Source organism: Acidaminococcus sp. HCP3S3_G9_1 (assembly GCF_052122455.1).
GTDB lineage: Bacteria > Bacillota > Negativicutes > Acidaminococcales > Acidaminococcaceae > Acidaminococcus.
The window spans coordinates 37,473-57,811 of record NZ_JBQKCH010000001.1; the positions used below are offsets into that span (position 1 = coordinate 37,473).

Annotated in this window: 19 protein-coding genes; all 19 read right to left on the bottom strand. The window is 58.7% G+C overall.

Annotated elements, in window-relative coordinates; translation table 11 throughout:
* Positions 1 to 35 precede the first annotated feature (35 nt).
* The 19 genes from ACTQY1_RS00185 to ACTQY1_RS00275 all read right to left on the bottom strand — a co-directional run bounded on the left by ACTQY1_RS00185 (position 36) and on the right by ACTQY1_RS00275 (position 20,328).
* The gene (locus ACTQY1_RS00185; protein ID WP_288310922.1) at positions 36 to 902 is read right to left on the bottom strand and encodes a shikimate dehydrogenase family protein; all 867 of its coding nucleotides are present in this window, start codon (positions 900 to 902) and stop codon (positions 36 to 38) included.
* A gap of 580 nt (positions 903 to 1,482) precedes the next feature.
* Positions 1,483 to 2,862, bottom strand: a complete 1,380-nt coding sequence (locus tag ACTQY1_RS00190) for an LCP family protein (protein ID WP_441368783.1) — start codon at positions 2,860 to 2,862, stop codon at positions 1,483 to 1,485.
* A gap of 156 nt (positions 2,863 to 3,018) precedes the next feature.
* On the bottom strand, positions 3,019 to 3,801 hold the full coding sequence (gene trpA, locus ACTQY1_RS00195; protein WP_279127052.1) for a tryptophan synthase subunit alpha: 783 nt from the start codon (positions 3,799 to 3,801) through the stop codon (positions 3,019 to 3,021).
* Positions 3,794 to 4,978, bottom strand: a complete 1,185-nt coding sequence (gene trpB / locus ACTQY1_RS00200; RefSeq protein WP_022487484.1) for a tryptophan synthase subunit beta — start codon at positions 4,976 to 4,978, stop codon at positions 3,794 to 3,796. The genes trpA and trpB overlap by 8 nt, the downstream gene beginning before the upstream one ends.
* Positions 4,975 to 5,601 carry a phosphoribosylanthranilate isomerase gene (locus ACTQY1_RS00205; protein WP_441368784.1) on the bottom strand — a complete coding sequence of 209 codons (627 nt, stop codon included), beginning with the start codon at positions 5,599 to 5,601 and terminating at the stop codon, positions 4,975 to 4,977. The genes trpB and ACTQY1_RS00205 overlap by 4 nt, the downstream gene beginning before the upstream one ends.
* On the bottom strand, positions 5,598 to 6,383 hold the full coding sequence (trpC, locus tag ACTQY1_RS00210; RefSeq protein ID WP_288310925.1) for an indole-3-glycerol phosphate synthase TrpC: 786 nt from the start codon (positions 6,381 to 6,383) through the stop codon (positions 5,598 to 5,600). The genes ACTQY1_RS00205 and trpC overlap by 4 nt, the downstream gene beginning before the upstream one ends.
* Before the next feature lie 16 nt (positions 6,384 to 6,399).
* The gene (gene trpD / locus ACTQY1_RS00215) at positions 6,400 to 7,422 is read right to left on the bottom strand and encodes an anthranilate phosphoribosyltransferase (RefSeq protein WP_022487487.1); all 1,023 of its coding nucleotides are present in this window, start codon (positions 7,420 to 7,422) and stop codon (positions 6,400 to 6,402) included.
* A gap of 3 nt (positions 7,423 to 7,425) precedes the next feature.
* Positions 7,426 to 8,013, bottom strand: coding sequence for an anthranilate synthase component II (locus ACTQY1_RS00220; RefSeq protein WP_441368785.1), 588 nt, complete (start codon positions 8,011 to 8,013; stop codon positions 7,426 to 7,428).
* A 1-nt stretch (position 8,014) separates the two neighbouring features.
* Entirely contained in the window at positions 8,015 to 9,478 is a 1,464-nt protein-coding gene (locus tag ACTQY1_RS00225) for an anthranilate synthase component I family protein (protein WP_441368786.1), read from the bottom strand.
* Between the two features lie 480 nt (positions 9,479 to 9,958).
* Positions 9,959 to 10,249, bottom strand: coding sequence for a GNAT family N-acetyltransferase (locus ACTQY1_RS00230; RefSeq protein ID WP_022487490.1), 291 nt, complete (start codon positions 10,247 to 10,249; stop codon positions 9,959 to 9,961).
* A gap of 79 nt (positions 10,250 to 10,328) precedes the next feature.
* Positions 10,329 to 10,946, bottom strand: coding sequence for a L,D-transpeptidase (locus ACTQY1_RS00235; protein ID WP_022487491.1), 618 nt, complete (start codon positions 10,944 to 10,946; stop codon positions 10,329 to 10,331).
* Positions 10,947 to 10,970: 24 nt separating this feature from the next.
* Positions 10,971 to 11,576 (bottom strand): SH3 domain-containing protein, encoded by a 606-nt coding sequence (locus ACTQY1_RS00240; RefSeq protein WP_441368787.1) that lies wholly within the window; start codon positions 11,574 to 11,576, stop codon positions 10,971 to 10,973.
* 19 nt (positions 11,577 to 11,595) lie between these two features.
* Positions 11,596 to 12,372, bottom strand: a complete 777-nt coding sequence (locus ACTQY1_RS00245; protein WP_288174554.1) for a double zinc ribbon domain-containing protein — start codon at positions 12,370 to 12,372, stop codon at positions 11,596 to 11,598.
* A gap of 143 nt (positions 12,373 to 12,515) precedes the next feature.
* Complete coding sequence (locus tag ACTQY1_RS00250) at positions 12,516 to 13,631, bottom strand: M20/M25/M40 family metallo-hydrolase (protein WP_329777676.1); 1,116 nt, start codon at positions 13,629 to 13,631, stop codon at positions 12,516 to 12,518.
* Between the two features lie 164 nt (positions 13,632 to 13,795).
* Entirely contained in the window at positions 13,796 to 14,911 is a 1,116-nt protein-coding gene (locus ACTQY1_RS00255; RefSeq protein WP_022487495.1) for an ABC transporter permease, read from the bottom strand.
* Positions 14,912 to 16,021: an ABC transporter permease gene (locus ACTQY1_RS00260; RefSeq protein WP_441368788.1), complete on the bottom strand. Its 1,110-nt coding sequence runs from the start codon at positions 16,019 to 16,021 to the stop codon at positions 14,912 to 14,914.
* Entirely contained in the window at positions 16,018 to 17,769 is a 1,752-nt protein-coding gene (locus tag ACTQY1_RS00265) for an ATP-binding cassette domain-containing protein (protein ID WP_441368789.1), read from the bottom strand. The genes ACTQY1_RS00260 and ACTQY1_RS00265 overlap by 4 nt, the downstream gene beginning before the upstream one ends.
* Positions 17,762 to 18,802 (bottom strand): HlyD family efflux transporter periplasmic adaptor subunit, encoded by a 1,041-nt coding sequence (locus ACTQY1_RS00270; protein ID WP_441368790.1) that lies wholly within the window; start codon positions 18,800 to 18,802, stop codon positions 17,762 to 17,764. The genes ACTQY1_RS00265 and ACTQY1_RS00270 overlap by 8 nt, the downstream gene beginning before the upstream one ends.
* Positions 18,799 to 20,328 carry an efflux transporter outer membrane subunit gene (locus tag ACTQY1_RS00275; RefSeq protein ID WP_441368791.1) on the bottom strand — a complete coding sequence of 510 codons (1,530 nt, stop codon included), beginning with the start codon at positions 20,326 to 20,328 and terminating at the stop codon, positions 18,799 to 18,801. Before ACTQY1_RS00275 ends, ACTQY1_RS00270 begins: the two co-directional genes overlap by 4 nt.
* Positions 20,329 to 20,339: the final 11 nt, after the last annotated feature.

Genomic DNA, 20,339 nt, shown 5'->3' on the forward strand with positions numbered 1-20,339 from the left:
TCTCCATTCTACTTTGCTACTTTGCAGCAGAAGCCCTACTCCTGCTGCTTTTTTTCTGCCAGGATTTTCTCCAGTTCCTGACCCATGGCTTCCACCGGAGCCTTCTTCCCTGACCACAGTTCCACCTGGGCCGTTCCCTGGTAGAGACTCATGGTGAGCCCGTTCAGCACCGGGCACCCGGCTTTTTCCGCATTTTCCAGGAACCGGGTCCGGGCCGGATTGTAGCAGGCGTCGAAGTAAAACTGGCCGGGCCGGATGTATTCCGGAGGCAGAGGGGTCCGGCCTGCGGTTTTCCCCATGCCCACCCCGCTGGCATTGATGACGGCATTGGCTTCTTTGACCCGGGAAAAATCTCCATAAGCCACGAATTCCGCCACAGGTGCGAAGTTTTTGTTGATGTCCGCCACCAGGCTCCGGGCGCTTTCTTCCACCAGATCCGTAATCAGGATCCGGCCGGCTCCATGGTAGGCCAGCGCCGAACAAATGGCCCGGCCGGCTCCGCCGCTGCCGAAGCAGAAGAAGGTCTTTCCGCTGACGGGCACCCCGGCTTCCTCCAGGGCCCGGTAAAAGCCCACCCCGTCGGTGTTGTACCCTTTCAGCCGTCCATCCGGCAGTTTCACCACCGTATTGCTGGACCCCATTTTGGCACACAGGGGATCCAGTTCGTCCAGGTATTCCAGGACTTTCACCTTGTTGGGCTTGGTGACGGCAAACCCGGCAAAGGGCATGTGCCGCAGTCCCTGGATGATTTCACCCAGGTGTTCGTTCCCGGTCACCGTGTAGAAATACACCAGGTTCAGCCCTGCCGCCTCATACCCTCTGTTCTGCATCCGGGCCGCAAAGGATTGGGCCAGGGGATCTCCCAACAGGGTAATGAAACGGGTGTGGATATCGATATGCATGTTCTACCATCCTACTTTCCTGCTCTGCGGGACAGTCCCGCATTTTGTATACATTCGTGATGTTTTTCATTTTAGGCCTGTAATGCTGTTTTGTCAATGACTTCCCCTACAGGGTTGACAGCCGAAGGAAATCAATTTTAACAAATTGATCTTAAAATCGGTCAGACCGTAGGGGGCGCAGGCCCGGTGCCCCGCTGAATGCACGAACCAACGATGCAAAAGCGGGCTCCCCGGCGTGGAGCCCCTACGGGTCCAATTTACACATTCATAGAATTTGCCTGCAAATTTTATCATCCGGCCGCTGATCATTGACCGCTGACGGGCAAAACGCCAAAAAAAAAAAGCCCTTGAAAACAAGGGCCAAATGAGGGGCAAATTCAACTTACAGTTGCATTATAGCACTCTTGTATACAATATTCAAGAATATTTTCAGTTTTTTCATAGTTATTTTATTTGTTGGTTAATTCATATAATGTTGGTAGAGTAAAAAAGTGGCTGTTGCGTAGGCAACAACCACTTTTGGTCGCGAGTCGCGAGCTATAAGTCGCGGTCCGCGACCGGGGTGAATTCATTCACCCCCCTACTTCCCATAATCCCGTCCTACATAAATCACCACATCCCCGCTGCTGGGGCTTACGGCTCCCTGGATCAGCTGGAAGTCGAAAGGCAGGGCTCCGGTGCGCTCTTCGGCGGCGCTGCTGCCGGCATTGATCAGCACCTGGGTCCGATCCATGGGGCTGCCGTTGGTGATGCTCACAATGGCAAACCCGGCGTTCCGGGCGTCATTGGCCGCTTCCACTCCGTACTGAGGATTGCCGCTGCAGTTGACCAGGGAGGCCCGGGGGGGTTTCTGGGGCGGCGGGGGCGGCAGATTGGGCGCCGTGCTGCCCTTGCCGGTACCGCTGCTGTCTCCCACAGGCAGGGCCGCTTTTTCTTTGTCCATTTTCCGGGCTTTTTCCACGGCTTTCTTCAGTTCCTGGTTCTGCACCTGGAGAGTCCGTTTCTCACCGCTGCCGGCGGCACTGTTGGTGCCCAGCAGTTCGTCATACTTCTTCTTGGCTGCCTGGGCCGCCATCCGGTATCCTTCCCCTGGCTGGACCCCCTGGAGCTGGGCCACCTGCTGGCGCAGGGCCGTCATGTTGGGGATCCAGTAGCTGATGTCATCAATATAGGCGGGGCTTCCCTGGACCATGGCGGTTTCCAGCTGAGAGGTGCCGGACACGTTCTTGGCAAAGGTCACCAAAAGAGATGCCAGGTCCCCTGCCGACAGATCCGTATCGATGCTCTGGTACAGAGTATGGGCGATTTCCGGGGCCCGGGTCAGGAGGCTGGCGGACCGGAGCTTGGCGAACACCGCCTTCATGAACTTCTGCTGCCGGGCCACCCGGCCGATGTCCCCTTCCTCATCCCGATACCGGACGTACTGGATGGCGGTGGTCCCGTCCATATGCTGTTTCCCGGGCTGGAGATTGATCACCAGGCCGTTTTCCCCGTCATAAGGGTCCGTATACTGCATGGACTTTTCCACATCGATGTCCACCCCGCCAATGGCATCCACCAGCTTGATGAACCCCTGGAAATCCACCAGTACATAGTTGCTGACGGGGATTCCCAGGAAGTTTTCCACAGTCTTCCGGCTCAGTTCATGGCCTCCGTAGGCATAGGCATGGTTCACCTTGTCCCAGCCGTGGCCGGGAATGGAGACCAGGGTATCCCGGGGGATGGACAAAAGAGCTGCCTGGTTCCGGGAAGTGTCCAGCATGGTCACAAAAAGGGTGTCAGACCGGCCGGTATCGCCGCTCCGCCGGTCCACTCCCATCACCAGGATGTTCCGTTTCCCCTGGATCTGGGCCACCTGGCCCGGGTCCGGCTTCTTTCCCGGCCCCAGCAGGAAAAATCCCGTCACCGCCGCCAAAAGGACCCCGATTCCCGCAATCACCGCTTTATATTTTCCCAGCATGATGGTTCTCCCTTAAACGTTACAATTTATGATCATTCCTTCTTTCATTTCTATTATACCGTAAAAAAGAAATGGATGCATCAGAAAAAGGGGGTGTGAAAGAATTCACACCCCCTGGTCACGGGCCGCAGCTGGCGGAGAAGCAACAGCCTTGTTTCACTTCGCCTCTTCCACTGCCTCTGCCATTTCCTTTACGTACGCCTTCACCGGTTCCACGGCGTCTTTACCGTACTGGGCGCAGAGTTTCACGATGGCGCTGCCTACGATGGCTCCGTCGCTGATGGCTGCCATTTCTTTGGCCTGTTCCGGGGTAGAGATGCCAAAGCCTACAGCAATGGGTTTGTCGGAGACTTCCCGGATCTTGTCCACGATTTCCTTCAGGTTGGTGGTAATGGATTTCCGCACCCCGGTGACCCCCAGAGAAGAAACCAGGTAAATATATCCCTGGGCTTCTCTGGCAATCATCTGGATCCGCTGGTGGGAGGTGGGAGCAATCATGGAAATAATCTCCACCCCGTATTTTTCCGCTTCCGGAGCGATGGTGTCCTTTTCTTCATAGGGCACGTCGGGGACGATGACCCCGTCGATTTTCACATCCCGGCACTGCTGGAAGAACTTCTCCCGGCCGTAGGTGAAGATCGGGTTCACATAGGTAAGGAACACCATGGGGATCCGGGTCTTTTCCCGGACCCGGGCCAGCATGGCGAAAATGTCCTTGATCCTGGTCCCTGCAGCCAGGGCCCGGGTGTCCGCTTCCAGGATCACCGGCCCTTCGGCAGTGGGATCGGAGAAGGGGATGCCGATTTCAATGAGCCCGGCTCCTGCCTCTTCCATGGCATAGATCAGTTTTTCCGTAGTGTCCAGGTCCGGATCCCCTGCGGTAATGAAGGGAATGAACAGCTTCCCCTTTTTCTTGAATGCGTCAGTAATCCTAGTCATGCAGATCTACCCCCTTGTATCTGGCAATGGCTGCCACGTCTTTGTCCCCCCGGCCGGACAGGTTCACCACGATGATCTTGTCCTTGGGCAGGGTGGGGGCCAGTTTCATGGCATAGGCCACCGCATGGGCACTTTCAATGGCCGGAATGATGCCTTCCGTCCGGGACAGATATTCAAACGCTTCCACCGATTCGTCGTCGGTGATGGGCACGTACTGGGCACGGCCCGTATCGTACAGGTTAGCGTGTTCCGGCCCGATTCCCGGGTAATCCAGACCGGCGGAAATGGAGTACACCGGGGCGATCTGCCCGTCTTCATCCTGGAGGAAATAGGATTCCATCCCGTGGAAGATCCCCGGTTTCCCCCGGGCGATGGTGGCGGCGGTTTCCGCGGTGTTCACTCCCCGGCCGGCGGCTTCCACCCCGATCAGCTGGACGTTTTTGTCCGGGATGAAATCGTAGAACAAGCCGATGGCATTGCTGCCGCCCCCTACGCAGGCCATGACCACATCGGGCAGCCGGCCTTCCTTCTCCAGCATCTGGGCTTTCACTTCTTCCCCGATGATTTTCTGGAAATCACGGACGATGGTGGGATAGGGATGGGGCCCCATGCAGGATCCCAGCACATAGAAGGTGTTTTCCACATTGGTGCACCAATCCCGCATGGCCTCGCTGACCGCGTCCTTCAGGGTGCCGGTGCCGGTGGTCACTGGCACCACTTTGGCCCCCAGAAGTTCCATTCGGTACACGTTCAGGGCCTGGCGGATGGTGTCCTCCTTGCCCATGTACACTTCACATTCCAGGCCCATGAGAGCCGCCACAGTAGCGGTGGCCACCCCGTGCTGGCCGGCGCCGGTTTCGGCGATGACCCGTTTCTTGCCCATCTTTTTGGCCAGAAGGCACTGACCCAGGGCGTTGTTGATCTTGTGAGCCCCGGTGTGGTTCAGGTCTTCCCGTTTCAGATAGATCTTGGCGCCTCCCAGATCCCTGGTCATCTTTTCCGCATAGTACAGCAGGCTGGGCCGGTTGGCATAGTCATGGTACAGAGTCCGCAGTTCCTGAAGGAATTCCGGATCATCCTTGAACCGGTTGTAGGCTTCGTCCAGCTGCAGCACTGCGTTCATCAGGGTTTCCGATACATATTGGCCGCCGTGTCTGCCAAATCTTCCATTGCTCATGATTCTTCCTCTTTTCTTACAGCGCTCACAAAAGCGCGGATTTTGTTTTCATCTTTCGTTCCGGCAGTTTCGATGCCGCTGCTGGTATCCACCCCGAAGGGGCTGTACCCAGCAATGGCCGCCGCCACATTGTCTGCATCCAGTCCCCCGGCCAGGAAAAAGGGTCTGGAGAACCGGGCTTGCCGGAGCAGACTGTGGTCGAAGGTTTTCCCCAGCCCTCCGAACTGGCTGCCGGAATAGGTATCCAGCAGGAAATAATCGCAGTCATACCGGTTCAGGTCCCGGAGGCTTTCCGGTCCCCGTACCCGGATCACCCGGATGATGGGAGCCGTTGTCCGCTCTCGGAGGGCCTTCACATAGGCTTCGTCTTCTTCTCCATGGAGCTGGATCAGCTGGATGGTGCCCCGGTTGGCCAGGGCCGCCGCTTCTTCCACAGGAGCCTTTACGAAGACGCCTACGGCGGCAATGGCCGGGTCCAGCTGCCGGCGGAGGTTTTCCGCCTGTTCCGCCGTTACCTGCCGCCTGCCGGGGGCGAAGACGAATCCGGCATAATCCGGCTGGGCCCGGTTCACCATGGCCACATCCTCTGGCCGCCGGATCCCGCACAGCTTGATTTTCGTCACAGGACCTCACCCCGCAGTTCTGCCAGGGCGGCTTTCATATCCGGGCTCCGCATGAGGGTTTCCCCGATGAGCACTCCGTTGACCCCGGCCTGTTCCAGTTGGGCGGTCTGCTGCCGGCTTTTGATGCCGCTTTCCGCCACAAAGGGAATGGTTTCCGGTACCAGGGACCGGAGCCGGAGGCTGTTGCCGATGTCCACGGTAAAGTCCTTTAGGTTCCGGTTGTTCACTCCGATGACCCGGGCGCCGCTCCGGATGGCCCGTTCCACTTCCTCTTCATCATGGGCTTCCACCAGGGCGTCCATGCCCAGGCTTTCCGCCAGCAGCCGGTATTCCTGGAGCTGGCTGTCGCTGAGGATGGCGGCGATCAGCAGGATGGCATCGGCCCCCAGGGTCTTGGCCTGGCACACCATGTAGTCATCCAGGGTGAAGTCCTTCCGCAGGAGGGGCGTTCCCACCGCCTGGCGGATTTCCCGGAGATACCGGTCGCTGCCCAGGAAGTAGTCCGTTTCCGTCAACACGGAAATGGCGGCAGCCCCCAGGGCTTCATACTGCCGGGCAATGGCCACATAGGGAAAGTCAGGAGCGATGAGCCCTTTGGACGGAGAGGCCTTCTTCACTTCCGTAATGAAGTTGAGGCCCGGTCTCTCCAGGGCTTCCCGAAAGCAGCCCTCCCGGTCCCGGAGCAGGGCTTCCGCTTCCCGCCGGAGGGTGTAGAAGTCTTTTTCCTTTTTCTGTTTTTCCACCCGCTGCCGGGTGGCTTCTGCCAGGGTATCCAGGATCATGTTCCGCACCTTCCGTTTATTCGTTGCTGACTTTGATGACTTTTTCCAGGGCGGCCAGGGCCTTGCCGCTGTCAATGAGTTCCGCCGCCAGTTTCACCCCGTCGGCGATGGTATCCGCCTTCCCGGCCACGAACAGGCCGGCTCCGGCATTCATGAGCACCGCATTCCGTTTGGTGCCCTGGAGCTTCCCGGAGAGGATGTCCCGGGTGATCCGGGCATTTTCTTCCGGGGTCCCCCCCACCAGGTCTTCTTTCTTCCCGGGGACCAGACCGAAATCTTCCGGACGGATCACCGAAGACCGGTAGTACCCGTCCCGGAGCTCACAGATGGTGGTGGGCCCGTTGGGAGAGATTTCGTCCAGTTTTTCCTGGCCGTAGGCCACCAGGCCCCGTTTCACCCCCAGGGAACACAGCACCTTGGCCAAAGGTTCCACCAGGTAGCCGTCATAGACCCCCAGCAGGAACATTTCCGGTTTGGCCGGGTTGGTGAGGGGCCCCAGGATATTGAACACGGTCCGGAACCCCAGTTCCTTCCGGATGGGCCCCACATACTTCATGGCTGCATGGTATTTCTGGGCAAACAGGAAGCAGAAGTTGGTCTCCTCCAGCATTTTCAGAGCCAGGGCCGGATCCTGCTGGATGTTCACCCCCAGGGCTTCCAGACAGTCTGCAGTGCCGCACAGGGAAGAAGCCGCCCGGTTCCCGTGTTTGGCCACCTTCACACCGCCGGCGGCCAGTACCATGGCGGAGGTGGTGGAAATGTTGAAGGAATGGGCTCCGTCCCCGCCGGTGCCCACGATTTCCATCACTTCCATCCCCGGATGGGGGACGGGAGTGGCCAGGGACCGCATGGCTTCCGCACAGCCGGTGATTTCGTCGATGGTTTCCGCCTTGGCGCTTTTGGTGGAAAGAGCCGCCAGGAACGCTGCATTCTGGGTGGGAGTGGTCTTGCCTCCCATGATCTCCAGCATCACTTCCTTGGCTTCGTTGTAGGTCAGGTCTCCTTTGTTGACCAGTTTGATGATGGCTTCTTTAATCATGATCTATGCCTCCTGCTTGGTGATTTTCAGATCCAGGAAATTCCGGATGATGGTCATGCCTTCCGGGGTCAGGATGGATTCCGGATGGAACTGGAGCCCGTAAATGGGATAATCCCGATGTTCCACCGCCATCACTTCCCCGTCTTCCGTAGTGGCCGTTGCCTTCAGGACTTCCGGCAGGGTATCCGGGTCGATGGCCAGGGAATGGTACCGCCCCACCAGGATCTGTTCCGGCAGCCCCTTGAACAAGGGAGAGATCCGGTCCAGGGTTACCGTGGACTGTTTCCCGTGCATCAGCTGCCGGGCGTAGGTGACGGTGCCTCCGAACACTTCCCCGATGGCCTGATGGCCCAGGCACACCCCCAGGATGGGGAATTCCCCTTTCAGTTCCCGGAGAGCTGGTTCGCAGACCCCTGCATCGCAGGGCCGGCCGGGCCCGGGAGACAGGATCAGGTGGTCCGGCTGGAGCTTCCGGATCCCTTCCACCGTAATGGCATCGTTCCGGATCACCTGGATGTCTGGGTTCAGGGTGCCCATATATTGATACAGATTGTAGGTAAAGCTGTCGTAGTTGTCGATGATCAGTTCCATGTTACGCCTCCGTGGTTGCTTCCAAAGCCTGCCGTACGGCCGCTGCCTTGTTGATGGTTTCCATGAATTCGTCCTCCACCTTGGAGTCGGCCACAATACCGCTGCCGGTCTGGAAGGAAACGGTGTCCCCGTATTTCACAGCGGTGCGGATCACAATGCAGATGTCCATGTTCCCGGCAAAATCCAGGTATCCCATGCCCCCGCCGTAGGGTCCCCGCCGTTCCGGTTCCAGTCCATCCAGGATCTCACAGGCCCGGACTTTGGGAGCCCCGGAAAGGGTCCCGGCCGGGAAGGCGGCACACAGGGTGTCGATGGCATCCTTCCCTTCCTTCAGAGTACCGGTGACCCGGGTGGTCATGTGCATCACATGGGAGAACTTTTTCACCAGCAGATGATCATGGACTTTTACGGACCCGAATTCCGCCACCTTGCCCACATCGTTCCGGGCCAGGTCCACCAGCATATTGTGTTCCGCCAGTTCCTTGGGGTCCGTCTGCATGTCCCGTTCCAGGGCTTTGTCCTCCTCTTCGGTCCGGCCTCTCCGCCGGGTGCCCGCAATGGGCATGGAGGTGATTTCCCGGTCCTGGACCTTGATCAGGGTTTCCGGAGAAGAACCGGCGATTTCCAGATTGTCGTTCTTCAGCAGCACCATGTACTGGGAAGGGTTGGTGGTCCGGAGGATCCGGTACATGTTGAACAGATCCTGGTCGTAGGAAGCGGAGAACCGCTGGGAATACACCGCCTGGAAAATATCCCCCTGCCGGATGTGTTCTTTGATTTTCTCCACATTTTCTCCATAGGTCGCTTTGTCCTGATTGCTGGTGATGGGCCCCAGATGAGCCGGGGTGAAGGCCGGCGGCGCCACCGGCTGCCGGACCAGGGCTTCCATGGCATCCAGGTTCTTCTGGGCCTTGGCGTAGTTCCCTTCCAGGTCATCGGTCTTGATGTTCACGATCAGGTACATTTTCTGGAGCACCCGGTCGAAGGCGATCACCTTGTCGAAGAGCATCAGGTCGAAATCCGGGAAGGCCGTAGACTTGGCCGGGTCGAAATGGAGGCTGGGTTCACAGTACTGGAAAAAGTCGTAGGAGAAATACCCTACGAACCCGCCGGTAAAAGGAGGCAGCCCGGGGATTTTGGGGACCCGGTAGGCCTTCAGGATGGACCGGAGGGCCTCCAGGGGCCGGTTGGGATCTACCGGGATCCGGCTGCCGGCAAATTCCACCTGGGCGTTCCGGTCCTTGGCCCGGAGCCGGACAACAGGGTCGAAGCCGATGAAGGAATACCGGCCAGCCTGGTCGTTCTGTTCCAGGCTTTCCAACAGGAAATACCGGCTGCTTTCCTTCCGCACCAGGCTCACCAGGCCGATGGGAGTGGCGGTATCCGCCAGGATTTCCCGGACCACAGGCACCGCCGCATATCCCTGGGCCAGGGCTTTGCTTTCTTCCAGACTCTGTTGTTTCATGACTGTTCCTCCTTACTGATAAAAGAAAAAGACATCCAGGTTGGATATTCCACCTGGATGCCTGTTCCTGCAAGTCACTGTCTCTGCAGTAAAAAAACACCTGTCCTCCTACAAGGACAGGTGTCATAACCTGCGGTACCACCCTGTAATGGAGCCAAAGCTCCACACCTCAAGCAGAATGCCAACACATTCCTCACCGGTAACGTCGGTGCTGCGTCGCGGGATACTTTCCGAAGATTTCATCGCGCCCTCAGTGGTCCATTTGTCAGACTGCCACGGTCCGGCTCTCAGCTTCCCGGACTCTCTGTGCGCACATTTTCTGGCGTTATCTCCACCTCAAAGGTTTTTGGTTCTTATTGAATTGATGGTTGTATAGTAGCACTGGAGAAACAGCTTGTCAAATATTTTTTCTGAAAAAGTTTAAATTGTTCACTTCTGTATCTCTTTTAACAGTTTCTGGGACTTTTGTTTCTGTACACTCTACTCTTTTTCATACACATCTGCAAATTCCGGTTTCCGGTCGAACTGGACCCGGGCATAGGAACACTGGGGGATGATCTTCACCCCGGCTTCCCGGGCCATGTCCGCCACCGCCCGGACCAGTTTCCCGGCCAGGCCCTGGCCTCCGTACTGGGGATCCACAATGGTGTGTTCCAGGGTCCAAACCCCGGGACGGGTCACCCCATAGGTGCATTTTCCGATTTCCACGGCCCCGTCATACAGGGCCGCCCGGAAGTTTTCCGGTTCCTTTACAAGACGAATGGTGTCCATGAATTTCTCCTTTCAAGACCTGGCCGCTGAAGCAGCCAGGCCGGTCAACGGTCAGCTGTCAACGGCCGCTGACAGCCTTTTACTCTTCCACCGTCACCTTTGTCCCTACTTTCACACAGGCCTTCAGCTTTTCCAGATCTTCATTGTTCATCCGGATGCAGCCTTCGGAGGCCCGGGTGCCGATGGAGGCCGGGTCGTGGGTGCCATGGATGCCGATGCCGTCCCATTTTCCCTGGCTCAGGCTCCGGGTATCCAGGCTGATGAACCAGGGCCCGTAGGCGTGCTGGATCACCCCTTTGCCGTCGTGGAAATCATGGGACCAGCTGGAGGCATCGATGATTTCATCCACCGGGAAGGTTCCCTCCGGGGTCTTCATGTCCCCGCTCATCTGCTTCTGCCCGGGATTCTTCCCCAGGGCCACCGGCCATTGGGCCACCGGTTCCCCGTGGTCCAGGAGGAACAGGGTAAATTCTCCTTTTTTGACCAGGATGGAGTAGTCGTGGGGTTCCGGGGTCTGGCGCACATCCCTGGTAACAGCCGGTGCCGCCGGAATTTCCTCTGCTTCTTCCGCCGGCTGTCCGCCCCGGCAGCCTTTGATGGCGAACCCCACTGCCAGCAGCAGGACCAGGATGAAAAAGACGCCCCAGGCCGGTCCCTTCCATCTCCGTTTTTGGTACGCGTCATGATATTTTCCCATGGTCCCCTCCTTTCCGGAAGCCGGTTACAGACGCCGGCAGAACTGGACCGAAACATACCCGGTCTGTCCGTTGTCCCGTTTCACCCGATACCAGTTGTCCTTCCGTCCGGTAATCTCCACCTTTTCTCCTTCATCGAAATAGTCCACAATATCCGTATTGGTTCCGGCACCCGCCCGGAGACGCACGTCGGTACCGGTGATCTTTCCGAAGGATTTGTCCGTCTTTTTCCCGTCCGCGGCTTTCTGGTCAGCCCCTTCCGCCTTGGGCTGGGTCTTGGGAGCCGAAGTTCCCGGTTTCTTTTCTTCCTGGGTCACCGCCGGTTTGGCATCGGACCCGCTCCCGGCATCCTTCTGCCGGGCAAAGAAGATCCCTGCCCCGGCCGCCGCCAGCATCAGGAGAATCACCAGGGCAATCCATTTGCCCCGGCCGCTTTTGTGGGGCAAATCTTCCCGGGGCTGGAAAGTCTCAAAGGAAGCCTTCTGGGGCTGGGGTGCCGGCTGGGTTGCTCCCTTTTCCTGCTGGTCCGGCTGAACCGGGGCCGCCGGCTGCTGCACCGGCGTGCCGCAGACCGGACAAAATTTTTCCTCTTCCGTCAGCTGATTCCCGCAATGGGCACAAAATTTCGCCATGGGTTACGCCTCCTGCCCCTCAGTCCGCATCCTGGTCATTGATCTTGGTGGATTTGATCTGGACACTGATCAGGGTGGGGCTCTTCTGTTTCACGATACCCACGCATTTCCCCTTCACATTGACGAAATCCCCGATTTTCAGATCATTGACGATGCTGGCCCGTTTGGCCGGCACATCCACCAGCACCTGATAGGTCTTGCCGCCGTTTTTCCGGCTTTCCAGGGTAATGCTGTAATTCTGGGAATTGTTGAACTGCCCCTTCCATTTTACCTTACCGGAAACCTGGACGGTCTTGTCCTTGTATTTTTTATCTCCGGAACTCTGGTCCCGGATATAGTCATCCACGATTTCACCGGATTTCACCTGGATGGGTTTGCTGCCGCCCCCAAAGGCGAAGAACAGTCCCAGGACCACCACAAGTACCCCGATGATGGCCAGGATCTTCTTTTTCTTTCCGTTGCCCTCCGGAGGAACCGGAGGCATCCGGAAGTTCTGGAAGCCCTGGTTCCCGCCGCCTCCCTGGCCGCCGGAAACCGGTTCCGCCACCACTACTTTGTAAGTTTCTTCCTGAGCTGGCTGTACGGATTCAGCCGGCTTTTCATCTCCGGCACCCTTTTCCTCCGGCTTTGTTTCCTTCAGCCGGGTACCGCATTCGGTGCAGAAATCATTGGCCGCCGGGTTCATATGACCGCATTTGGGGCATTTCACCACCGGATCCTGTTTGGCGCCGCACTGGACGCAGAACAGGGCATCGTCCGCCAGTTCGCAGCCGCACTGTTTGCATTTCTTGGACATAACCATTCCCCTTCCGTATAAGGAAACCATCCCCAACTCCCGGTTTCCCGCAGTTTTCTTTATGATTCTTATTATACGCAGAAAATTGGGAATAGGAAAGGGGCTGTTGCGTGCGCAACAGCCCCTTTCCCTGTCATCAGCTCTTACATCTCCCAAATAAACGCCGCCAGCTGCTTCAGACCCGGTTCCAGGCTGGTCATGTCCAGTTCTTCCTGGAGGGTGTGGACCCCTTTGCCCAGGCTGATGCCGAAGGCGATGGCCGGGATGTTCCGGCTAAGAGGGATGTTGGCATCAGTGCTGCTGGCACTGAACACCGTTTTCAGGCCTTCCCGTTTCCGGATGGCGGTGATCCGGTCATGGATTTCATGGTGCTGCACCCCTTCGCTGCAGGGCCGCTCTCCCAGAAGCAGGGTCTCCACCTTTACCTTGTCCGTGGTATGGGCCTTCAGGATGGCCTGGAAGGCGGCATCCAGCTTTTCCAGTTCGGAATGGGATACGGACCGCATGTCCACGGTGAATTCCACTTCCGCAGCAATAGAGTTGATGGTGGTGCCTCCCTGGATGGTCCCCACATTGTAGGTGGTCCGGGGATTTCTGGGCACCTGGAGGCTGTAGAAATCCCGGATGATTCCCGCGGCTTCGTTGATGGCGTTGGCCGCCCCGAAAGCCGCATAGCTGTGGCCCCCGGCCGTGACCACATGGACCGCGTACCGCCGGGACCCTACGGCCAGGTTCACGAACCGGTCGCTGTTCCCGTCCACGGCCATGAAATAGCTGAGCCGGTCCCCGAAGGCATCAGTAAGGGCCCGGCTCCCTTTCAGGTTCCCCAGCCCTTCTTCTCCCACATTGAAGGCGAACACCGCCGGCGTCCGGAGCTTCAGGGTCAGCATCATCCGGATCAGGAACAGCAGGGCAGCCACGTCAGAACTGTTGTCCCCGCAGGAAGGGGCCTTCAGGATGTGCCCGTCGATGTCCGGAGTGATCCTGTCCACTCCCGCAAACACCGTATCCATATGGGCGGTGTACAAAGGGAACTTGTCCACTCCTTCAATGCAGTGGGGATAGATCACATTGCCGGCTTCATCCCGGTATGCGCCTTCCGCCCCCATGGCTTCCAATTGTTCCAGGATCCACTGGGCCTTCCTGTCCTCTTCTCCTGTGGGAGAAGGGATGGTGATCACATCATACAGAGTCTGGAGGTATTCCGGCATCCGGTTGTGGATATAGTCCTCCACCATTTTGCGCAGCACGTCATTCATGGGCATGACTCCTTTCTTAACTGACCAGTCCAGAGTATAGAATTTTTGTTTCTGCAGGACACCGGATCCATTTCGTGTCTCCAGTTCGAAAACTGTCCACAATATGATTTACGCCTGCCATTTCTCTGCACTCTGCACTCTTCACTCTTTACTCTTCACTCATTCTACCCCAAATTCTTCCGGAATAAAACCGCTGCCAGCCAGAGGGTCAGGACGGCCACTACGGCCATGGGCAACAGATCCGGGGCAATGGTGCCAAGGCCCGCTCCTTCAAAATAGATCCGGCGGATGGCATCCAGGGCAAACCGGAGAGGATCCGCATAAGTCAGGATCTGGAGGAACTGGGGCATGTTCCGAACCGGGGTGGCCACCCCGCTCAAAAGGGCATTGGGGATCAGATATACATAGGTGTACACCTGGACCTGCTGCATGGAACTGCACACGGAAGAAATGCTCAGCCCGATGCCGGTGGAACTGAGGAAATAGACCAGCAGCACCAGGTACAGGGTCAGGTAGGACCCTTCAAAAGGCACCTGGAACCAGAACAGATCCAGCAGCAGGAGCAGCGTCCCCTGGAGCAGCCCCACCAGCACCGGAGGGAACGCCTTCCCGATCAGGAGCACCAGGGGGGACGCCGGGGTCACCAGCAGCTGTTCGAAGGTCCCTTCCTCCCGTTCCCGGGCTACGGACATGCCGGCCAAAAGGATCACCTGGGAAAAGCTCATGAGCCCCAGGATCCCGGGAGCAAAATACCACAGGGTCAGCTGGTTGGGGTTGAACCAGGTCCGGGTTTCCACGGAAAGGGGCGGTTTCTGGCCGGTCCGGGCTTCCAGCCACTGCTGGACCACCCGGGAGGTGTAGGCGGAAGCCAGACTGGCGGTCATGGTATTCCGGCCATCGGTGATTACCTGGAGGGGGGCTTTTTCTCCCCGGGCCAGTTTCTCTTCAAAATCAGAGGGAATGGCCAGCACCACCATGGCTTCTTCCCGGTCGATGGGATCCTTGAGCTGGGCGGTATTCTGGAGATCCGCCACCCGATGGAAAAAGCGGGTGCCGTCCAGGGTGGCCAGCAGAGAGGTGGAAGCCTCTGAATGGCTCTGGTCCAATACCGCATAAGTCACATCCTCCACATTGAAGGTGGCGGTGTAGCCGAAAATCACCCCCAGGACCAGAGTGGGGACTACCAGAATCTGCCGGAAGGCCTTGTCCTTCCAGATGGCCAGCAGTTCTTTCCGGCAGATATACCGGACCTGCTGACAAAATAGCTGCCAGGGCGTCATTCATTCCACCTTCTTTCGGATACGCTGGAGGGCCAGGCCCAGGAAAAGCACCATGAAAAACAGCAGCCAGCCGGCCTGGGGCAGGATCACCGGCCACAGGTCACCGGCCAAAAACAGGGTCTTCAGGGCCACCAGATAATGCTTGAAGGGCAGTACTTCCCCGATCCACTGGACCCACCGGGGGGTGGCCCGCAGGTCGAACAGGAACCCGGAAAGCATGATGCTGGGCAGGAAGCTTACCAGAAGGGCAACCTGGATGGCCATGAACTGGGCTTTGGTCACCACAGAAATCAGCATCCCCATGCCCAGGGCGGTGAGCAGGTACAGGACGGAAAACAGCAAAATCAGGGACAGGGACCCTACCAGAGGCACCTGGAACAGGAACCGGGACAGGATCAGACAGATGAAGACCCCCAGCAGGGCAATGCAGAAATAGGGGATCATCTTGGCCACAATGATCTCTCCTTTTTTCACCGGAGTCACGAACAGGGATTCAAAGGTCCCCCGTTCGTATTCCCGGGCCATGACCCCGGCGGTGAGCAGCACCCCCACCAGGGTGACGATCATCAGGATCAGCCCGGGCAAAAAGTACCAGGTGCTTTCATGGGCATCATTGAACCAGAGCCTGGATTCCAGGTCCACGGCTCCCACGCCCTGGCCGGCCATCTGGCGGGCGGACCACTGAGCCGCCGCCGTTTCCACATAACTCTGGATGCTCATGGCGGTGGTGGTGTCCGTGCCGTACAGCAGCAGCTGGACCCGTCCGTCCCCCTGGTGGAGCTGGCGGCTGAAATCCGGAGGCACCCGGAGGATGGCGTCGATTCTCCGCTGTTCCATGGCTCGGAGCGCCTGGTTCATGCTGGTCATGTATGTAGGTCGGAAGTATTCCGATCCATCCACGAAATCCACCACCTGCCGGGCCTCCGGAGACGCGTCCTCCAGCACCACCCCGATGGGGGCGTGCTTCACATCCAGGCTGATGCCGTAGCCGATCACCAGGATCAGCAGGATGGGCAGCAGGATGCCCAGGGCCAGGCTGGAATTGTCCCGGAGCACTTCCCGGAACTCCTTCACCGTCAGAGCCCGGATCCGGCGCATATTATCTTTCATTGGGCTGCCTCCTCTCCCCTGGCCCGGGCCTGGTTCACGATGTCGATGAACATGGCATCCATGTTGGCCCCCGGTTTATGGAGTTTTTCCCGGATTTCATCGGTGGAACCGATGATCAGCATCTTCCCATGGTCCTGGATCATGATCCGGTCGCAGTACTCGGATTCTTCCATAAAGTGGGTAGTGATGATGATGGTGGTCCCTTTGCAGGACAGATCCGTGATTTCCCGCCAGAACATCCGCCGGGCCAGGGGATCGATGCCGCTGGTGGGTTCGTCCAGGAACAGGATCTCCGGCTCCTGGAGCAGGGCGCAGGCCATGGACAGCCGCTGTTTGTAGCCTCCCGGCAGGTCCCCGGCATTGTGGGATTCCGTCCCGGTGAGCTGGAACTCCTCCAGCACCGTGCGGATCCGTTCCTGGAGCTTCTTCCGGGGCAGGCCGTACATGCCTCCGTAGAACTGGAGATTTTCCAGTACGCTGAGCTTGGTGTACAGGGCGAATTTCTGGGACACGTAGCCGATTTTGGCCCGGGCCTCCGTCCGGGCAGTCCGCAGGTTCTCCCCGGCCACGCTGAGCTTGCCGCCGGTGGCAGGGATCAGGCCGCAGAGCATCCGGAAGGTAGTGGTCTTCCCGGCCCCGTTGGGCCCCAGAAGGCCGAACACCTCTCCTTTGTGGACCTGGAAGGAAGTATGGGAAACCGCGGTGAAATCCCCGAACTTCTTCACCAGGTCCTTCACTTCGATGCTCACTTCATTCTGGGAAGGACGGGGCGGGATCTTGTCCAGAGGAGCCAGGGGGATCCGGGTCTTTTCCAGATCCGCCGCCTGGTGGAGAAGGATCATGAACCCGTCTTCCAGCCGGGGTTCCACCGCCCGGGGGGTCAGGCTCCACCGCTCCAGGGTGGGAATGGGTTCCCCGGGCCGGGCGGCAATGTACCGGACGGTACCGCTTTCCGGAACCGCATCGATGATCTGTTCCGTGTCATCCAGCAGGGATCCCTGGAGCACCCGGTAGGGCAGTTCTTCCGGCGGGTCCACTTCGAAGCATTTTCCCGCCGCCACCTGGCTCAGTTCCTGGGGAGTCCCTTCAAACAGCATCTGGCCCAGGTTCAGCACATACACATGGTCGCACATGGCCGCCTCGTTCATGTAGGCGGTGCATACAATGACGCTGAGGTTTTCTTCCCGGACCATCTGCTTAATGATGATCCACAACTCGTCACGGCTGAGAGGGTCCACCCCTACGGTAGGTTCGTCCAGGATCAGCAGATCCGGAGAACGGACCAACGTGCAGGCCAGCCCCAATTTCTGCTTCATGCCCCCGGACAGCTTCCCTGCCAGCCGTCCGGTAAAGGGAGCCAGCCCGGTCATGTCCAGCAGTTTGGCAAAACGGTCCTTCCGGGTATCCTGGGGGATCCCGTGAAGGTCCGCATACAGATCCATATTCTCCTGGATGGTCAGATCTTCATAAAGGCCGAATTTCTGGGGCATGTAGCTGATCCGGGACTGGATTTCCTCCGCCCCGGCCACTGAATCCAGCCCCAGCACCTTCAGGCTCCCGCCGGTGGGGTCCATGAGCCCGCAGATCAGCCGCATGGTGGTGGTCTTCCCGGCCCCGTCCGGACCGATGAGGGCGGTCATTTTCCCTTTTTCCGCCCGGAAGTCGATGCCTTGGAGAGCATGGGTCTTTCCCTGCTTGTCATCAAAGAGTTTGTCCAGCTTTTCAGCCTGGACCACCCATTCAGTCATGGCTCTGCTCCGTGTCGATCTGCACCGTGGCGGGCATTCCCATCCGCAGCACATTGTCGGAATCGGTTACATAGACCCGGACTTCGTACAGCAGGGAGGTACGCAGTTCCGTGGTCTGGACCGTTTTGGGGGTGAATTCTGCCGTAGAGGAAATATAGCCAATCTGGCCTTCGATGGGATCCTTGGGATGGCTGTCCGTATAGATCTTCGCCTTCATCCCTTCATAGATCCGGCCCAGATCCTTTTCGCTGACATAGACCCGGATCCATTTCTTTTCATTGAGGGACAGCTTGAACACCGGTTTCTGAGGAGAAGCCATATCCCCCACTTCCAGCAGCCGGGACCGGATGACCCCGTCTGCCGGTGCCTTGAGTTCCGCCTGGCTCAGCAGGTAGTCCACGTGTTTGGCGTCTTCCTGGAGGGCTTTCAGCTGGGCTTCCCCGCTGGCCACATCTTCATCCCGGGGACCGGCCTGGGCTTTTTCATATTCCTGCCGGGCCGCTTCCGCCTGGGCCGCCGTTACATCCACCTTGGTCCGGGCCGCATCCCGGTCCTGTTTGCTGACGGATTTTCCATTGGAAGAGGCAAAGGCGTTCTCCACCCGGGCCAGATCCTGCCGGGCCTGGTCCGCCTGGGCTGCCGCCTCATCGGCTTTAGCCCGGGCCGCTTCCAGATCTTCCGCCCGGGTGCCGTTGTGGAGTTTGTCCACCACGCTCTGCTGGGCGGCGATCTGAGCCTGGAGCTTGCTCTTCTTGATTTTCAGTTCATCGGTATCCAATCGGGCCAGTACCTGGCCCTTGGTGACCTTATCTCCTTCTTCCACCATTTCTTCCGCGATCCGGTCGCTTTCCCGGAAGGCCACGGATACTTCCCGCACATCCACGTTCCCGTAGAGGGTCAGCTGCCGGGCCGCCTTCTGCACCTGATACCGGTGGTAACCGTAGGAGCCCCCGCCGATGAGCAGGGCTGCCGCTGCCACCAGGGCCGCCAGTTTCTTTTTGTCCTGTAAAAGGTTTTCCCAAAATGCCATCATTTATCCTTCCCTTCTGCCCTGCTGATTTCCGCCTGTTCCGCATCGGTAAGCGGCTGCCAGCCGCCACCCAGTGCCTTGTACAGGTGGATCAGGTCCGCCAGTTCCTGGCCCCGGCTGCGGTTTTCCTGCCGTTTCATGGTAAGCAGGATCCGTTCGCTGTCCAATACCGGCTGATAATCGCTGAGTCCCGCCTGGAAGCGGTTTTCCGCCAGGTCGAAAGCCCCCTGGGCATTGTCCACCCCGGCGGTGAGCTTGTCTTTCCGTTCCTTTTCCTGAACGATACCGGTCATGGCATCCTGGACTTCCCCGGCCGCCTTCAGCACCGTGTTTTCATACTGGGCCTGGTATTCTTTGGCCCGGGCATCCTGCAGCTTCACATTCTGCCGCAGCTGTCCCCCATGGAACAGGGGGAAGGTGAAGGAAGGCGCAATGGCAAAGGAATGGGCGCCGGAACCGAACAGATTCCCGCCCCCCAGGGTGATGAGCCCCAGGAACCCGTCCAGGGTGAACCGGGGCTTCAGTTCCGCCCGTGCCTCTTTGGTCCGGGCGATCTGGGCTTCCAGCCGCTCTTCCGCCGCCCGGATATCCGGCCGCTGGCGCATCAGGTTGGCGGGAATGGCATGATACAGTTCCGGATCGATTTCCGGTAAATCTTCCGGTTCCAACAGGTCATTGAGCTGGCCCGGTTCCGTCCCGGTAAGGATGGACAGTCGGGTAAGGGTCTCCTGGATGGACTGCCGGATCCGGGGGATCTCCGCCCGAGTATTCTGTTCCTGGGTCCGCATGGCTTCCAGAGGATAGCCGCTGATCAGCCCCGCATTGTAATTGGTCTGGAGCAGATCTGCTTTTTCCCCTTCCAGGGCTGCATGCCGTTCCAACAGGTCCAGATCCTGCTGGAGGGTCCGGAGAGATACATAGTTGAGGGCTGTTTCCGCACTGAGGGTCACCCAGGTGCTGTACAGGGCTGCATGCTGGGCTGCCAGGTTGTGGGCGGCGCTCTGCTTCTTGGCCTTCAGCCGGCCGAAGAAGTCCGGTTCCCAGGAAGCATCGATGCCCAGCCCGGCTACGGAAGAATTCCGGTTGGGCGGGTTGATCATCCCCGGATAGGGACTCATATCGCTGATTTTGTCGTTGACCCCCTGAGGGGCTTCATACCGTCCGTAGGTGCCTCCCACATTCAGCCAGGGCAGGGCTTCCCCCTTGCTGATCCCCAACTGGGCCCGTGCTTCTTCCACCCGGGCCTGGGCCGCCTGGAGATCCCGGTTGTTTTTCAGAGAAAGTTCGATCAGGGCGTCCAGTTTGGGGTCCTGGAAGGTCTTCCACCAGTCCGCCAGCTGTTCCTCACTGAGCCTGGCCTCCGGCGTGGCCTTGTCATAAGCTGCCGGTTGCTTCTGGGCCAGTTCTGTCCAGGAGGGCATCTTCACCGCCTTGGGCTGGGGATCCTTCTTCCCGGCCAGGGCCGGCTGCATCATCCCCGGTGCCAGGGTCAGGGACAGCCCCACCACCACAGGTTTCCACCATTTCATGGTCATCGCTC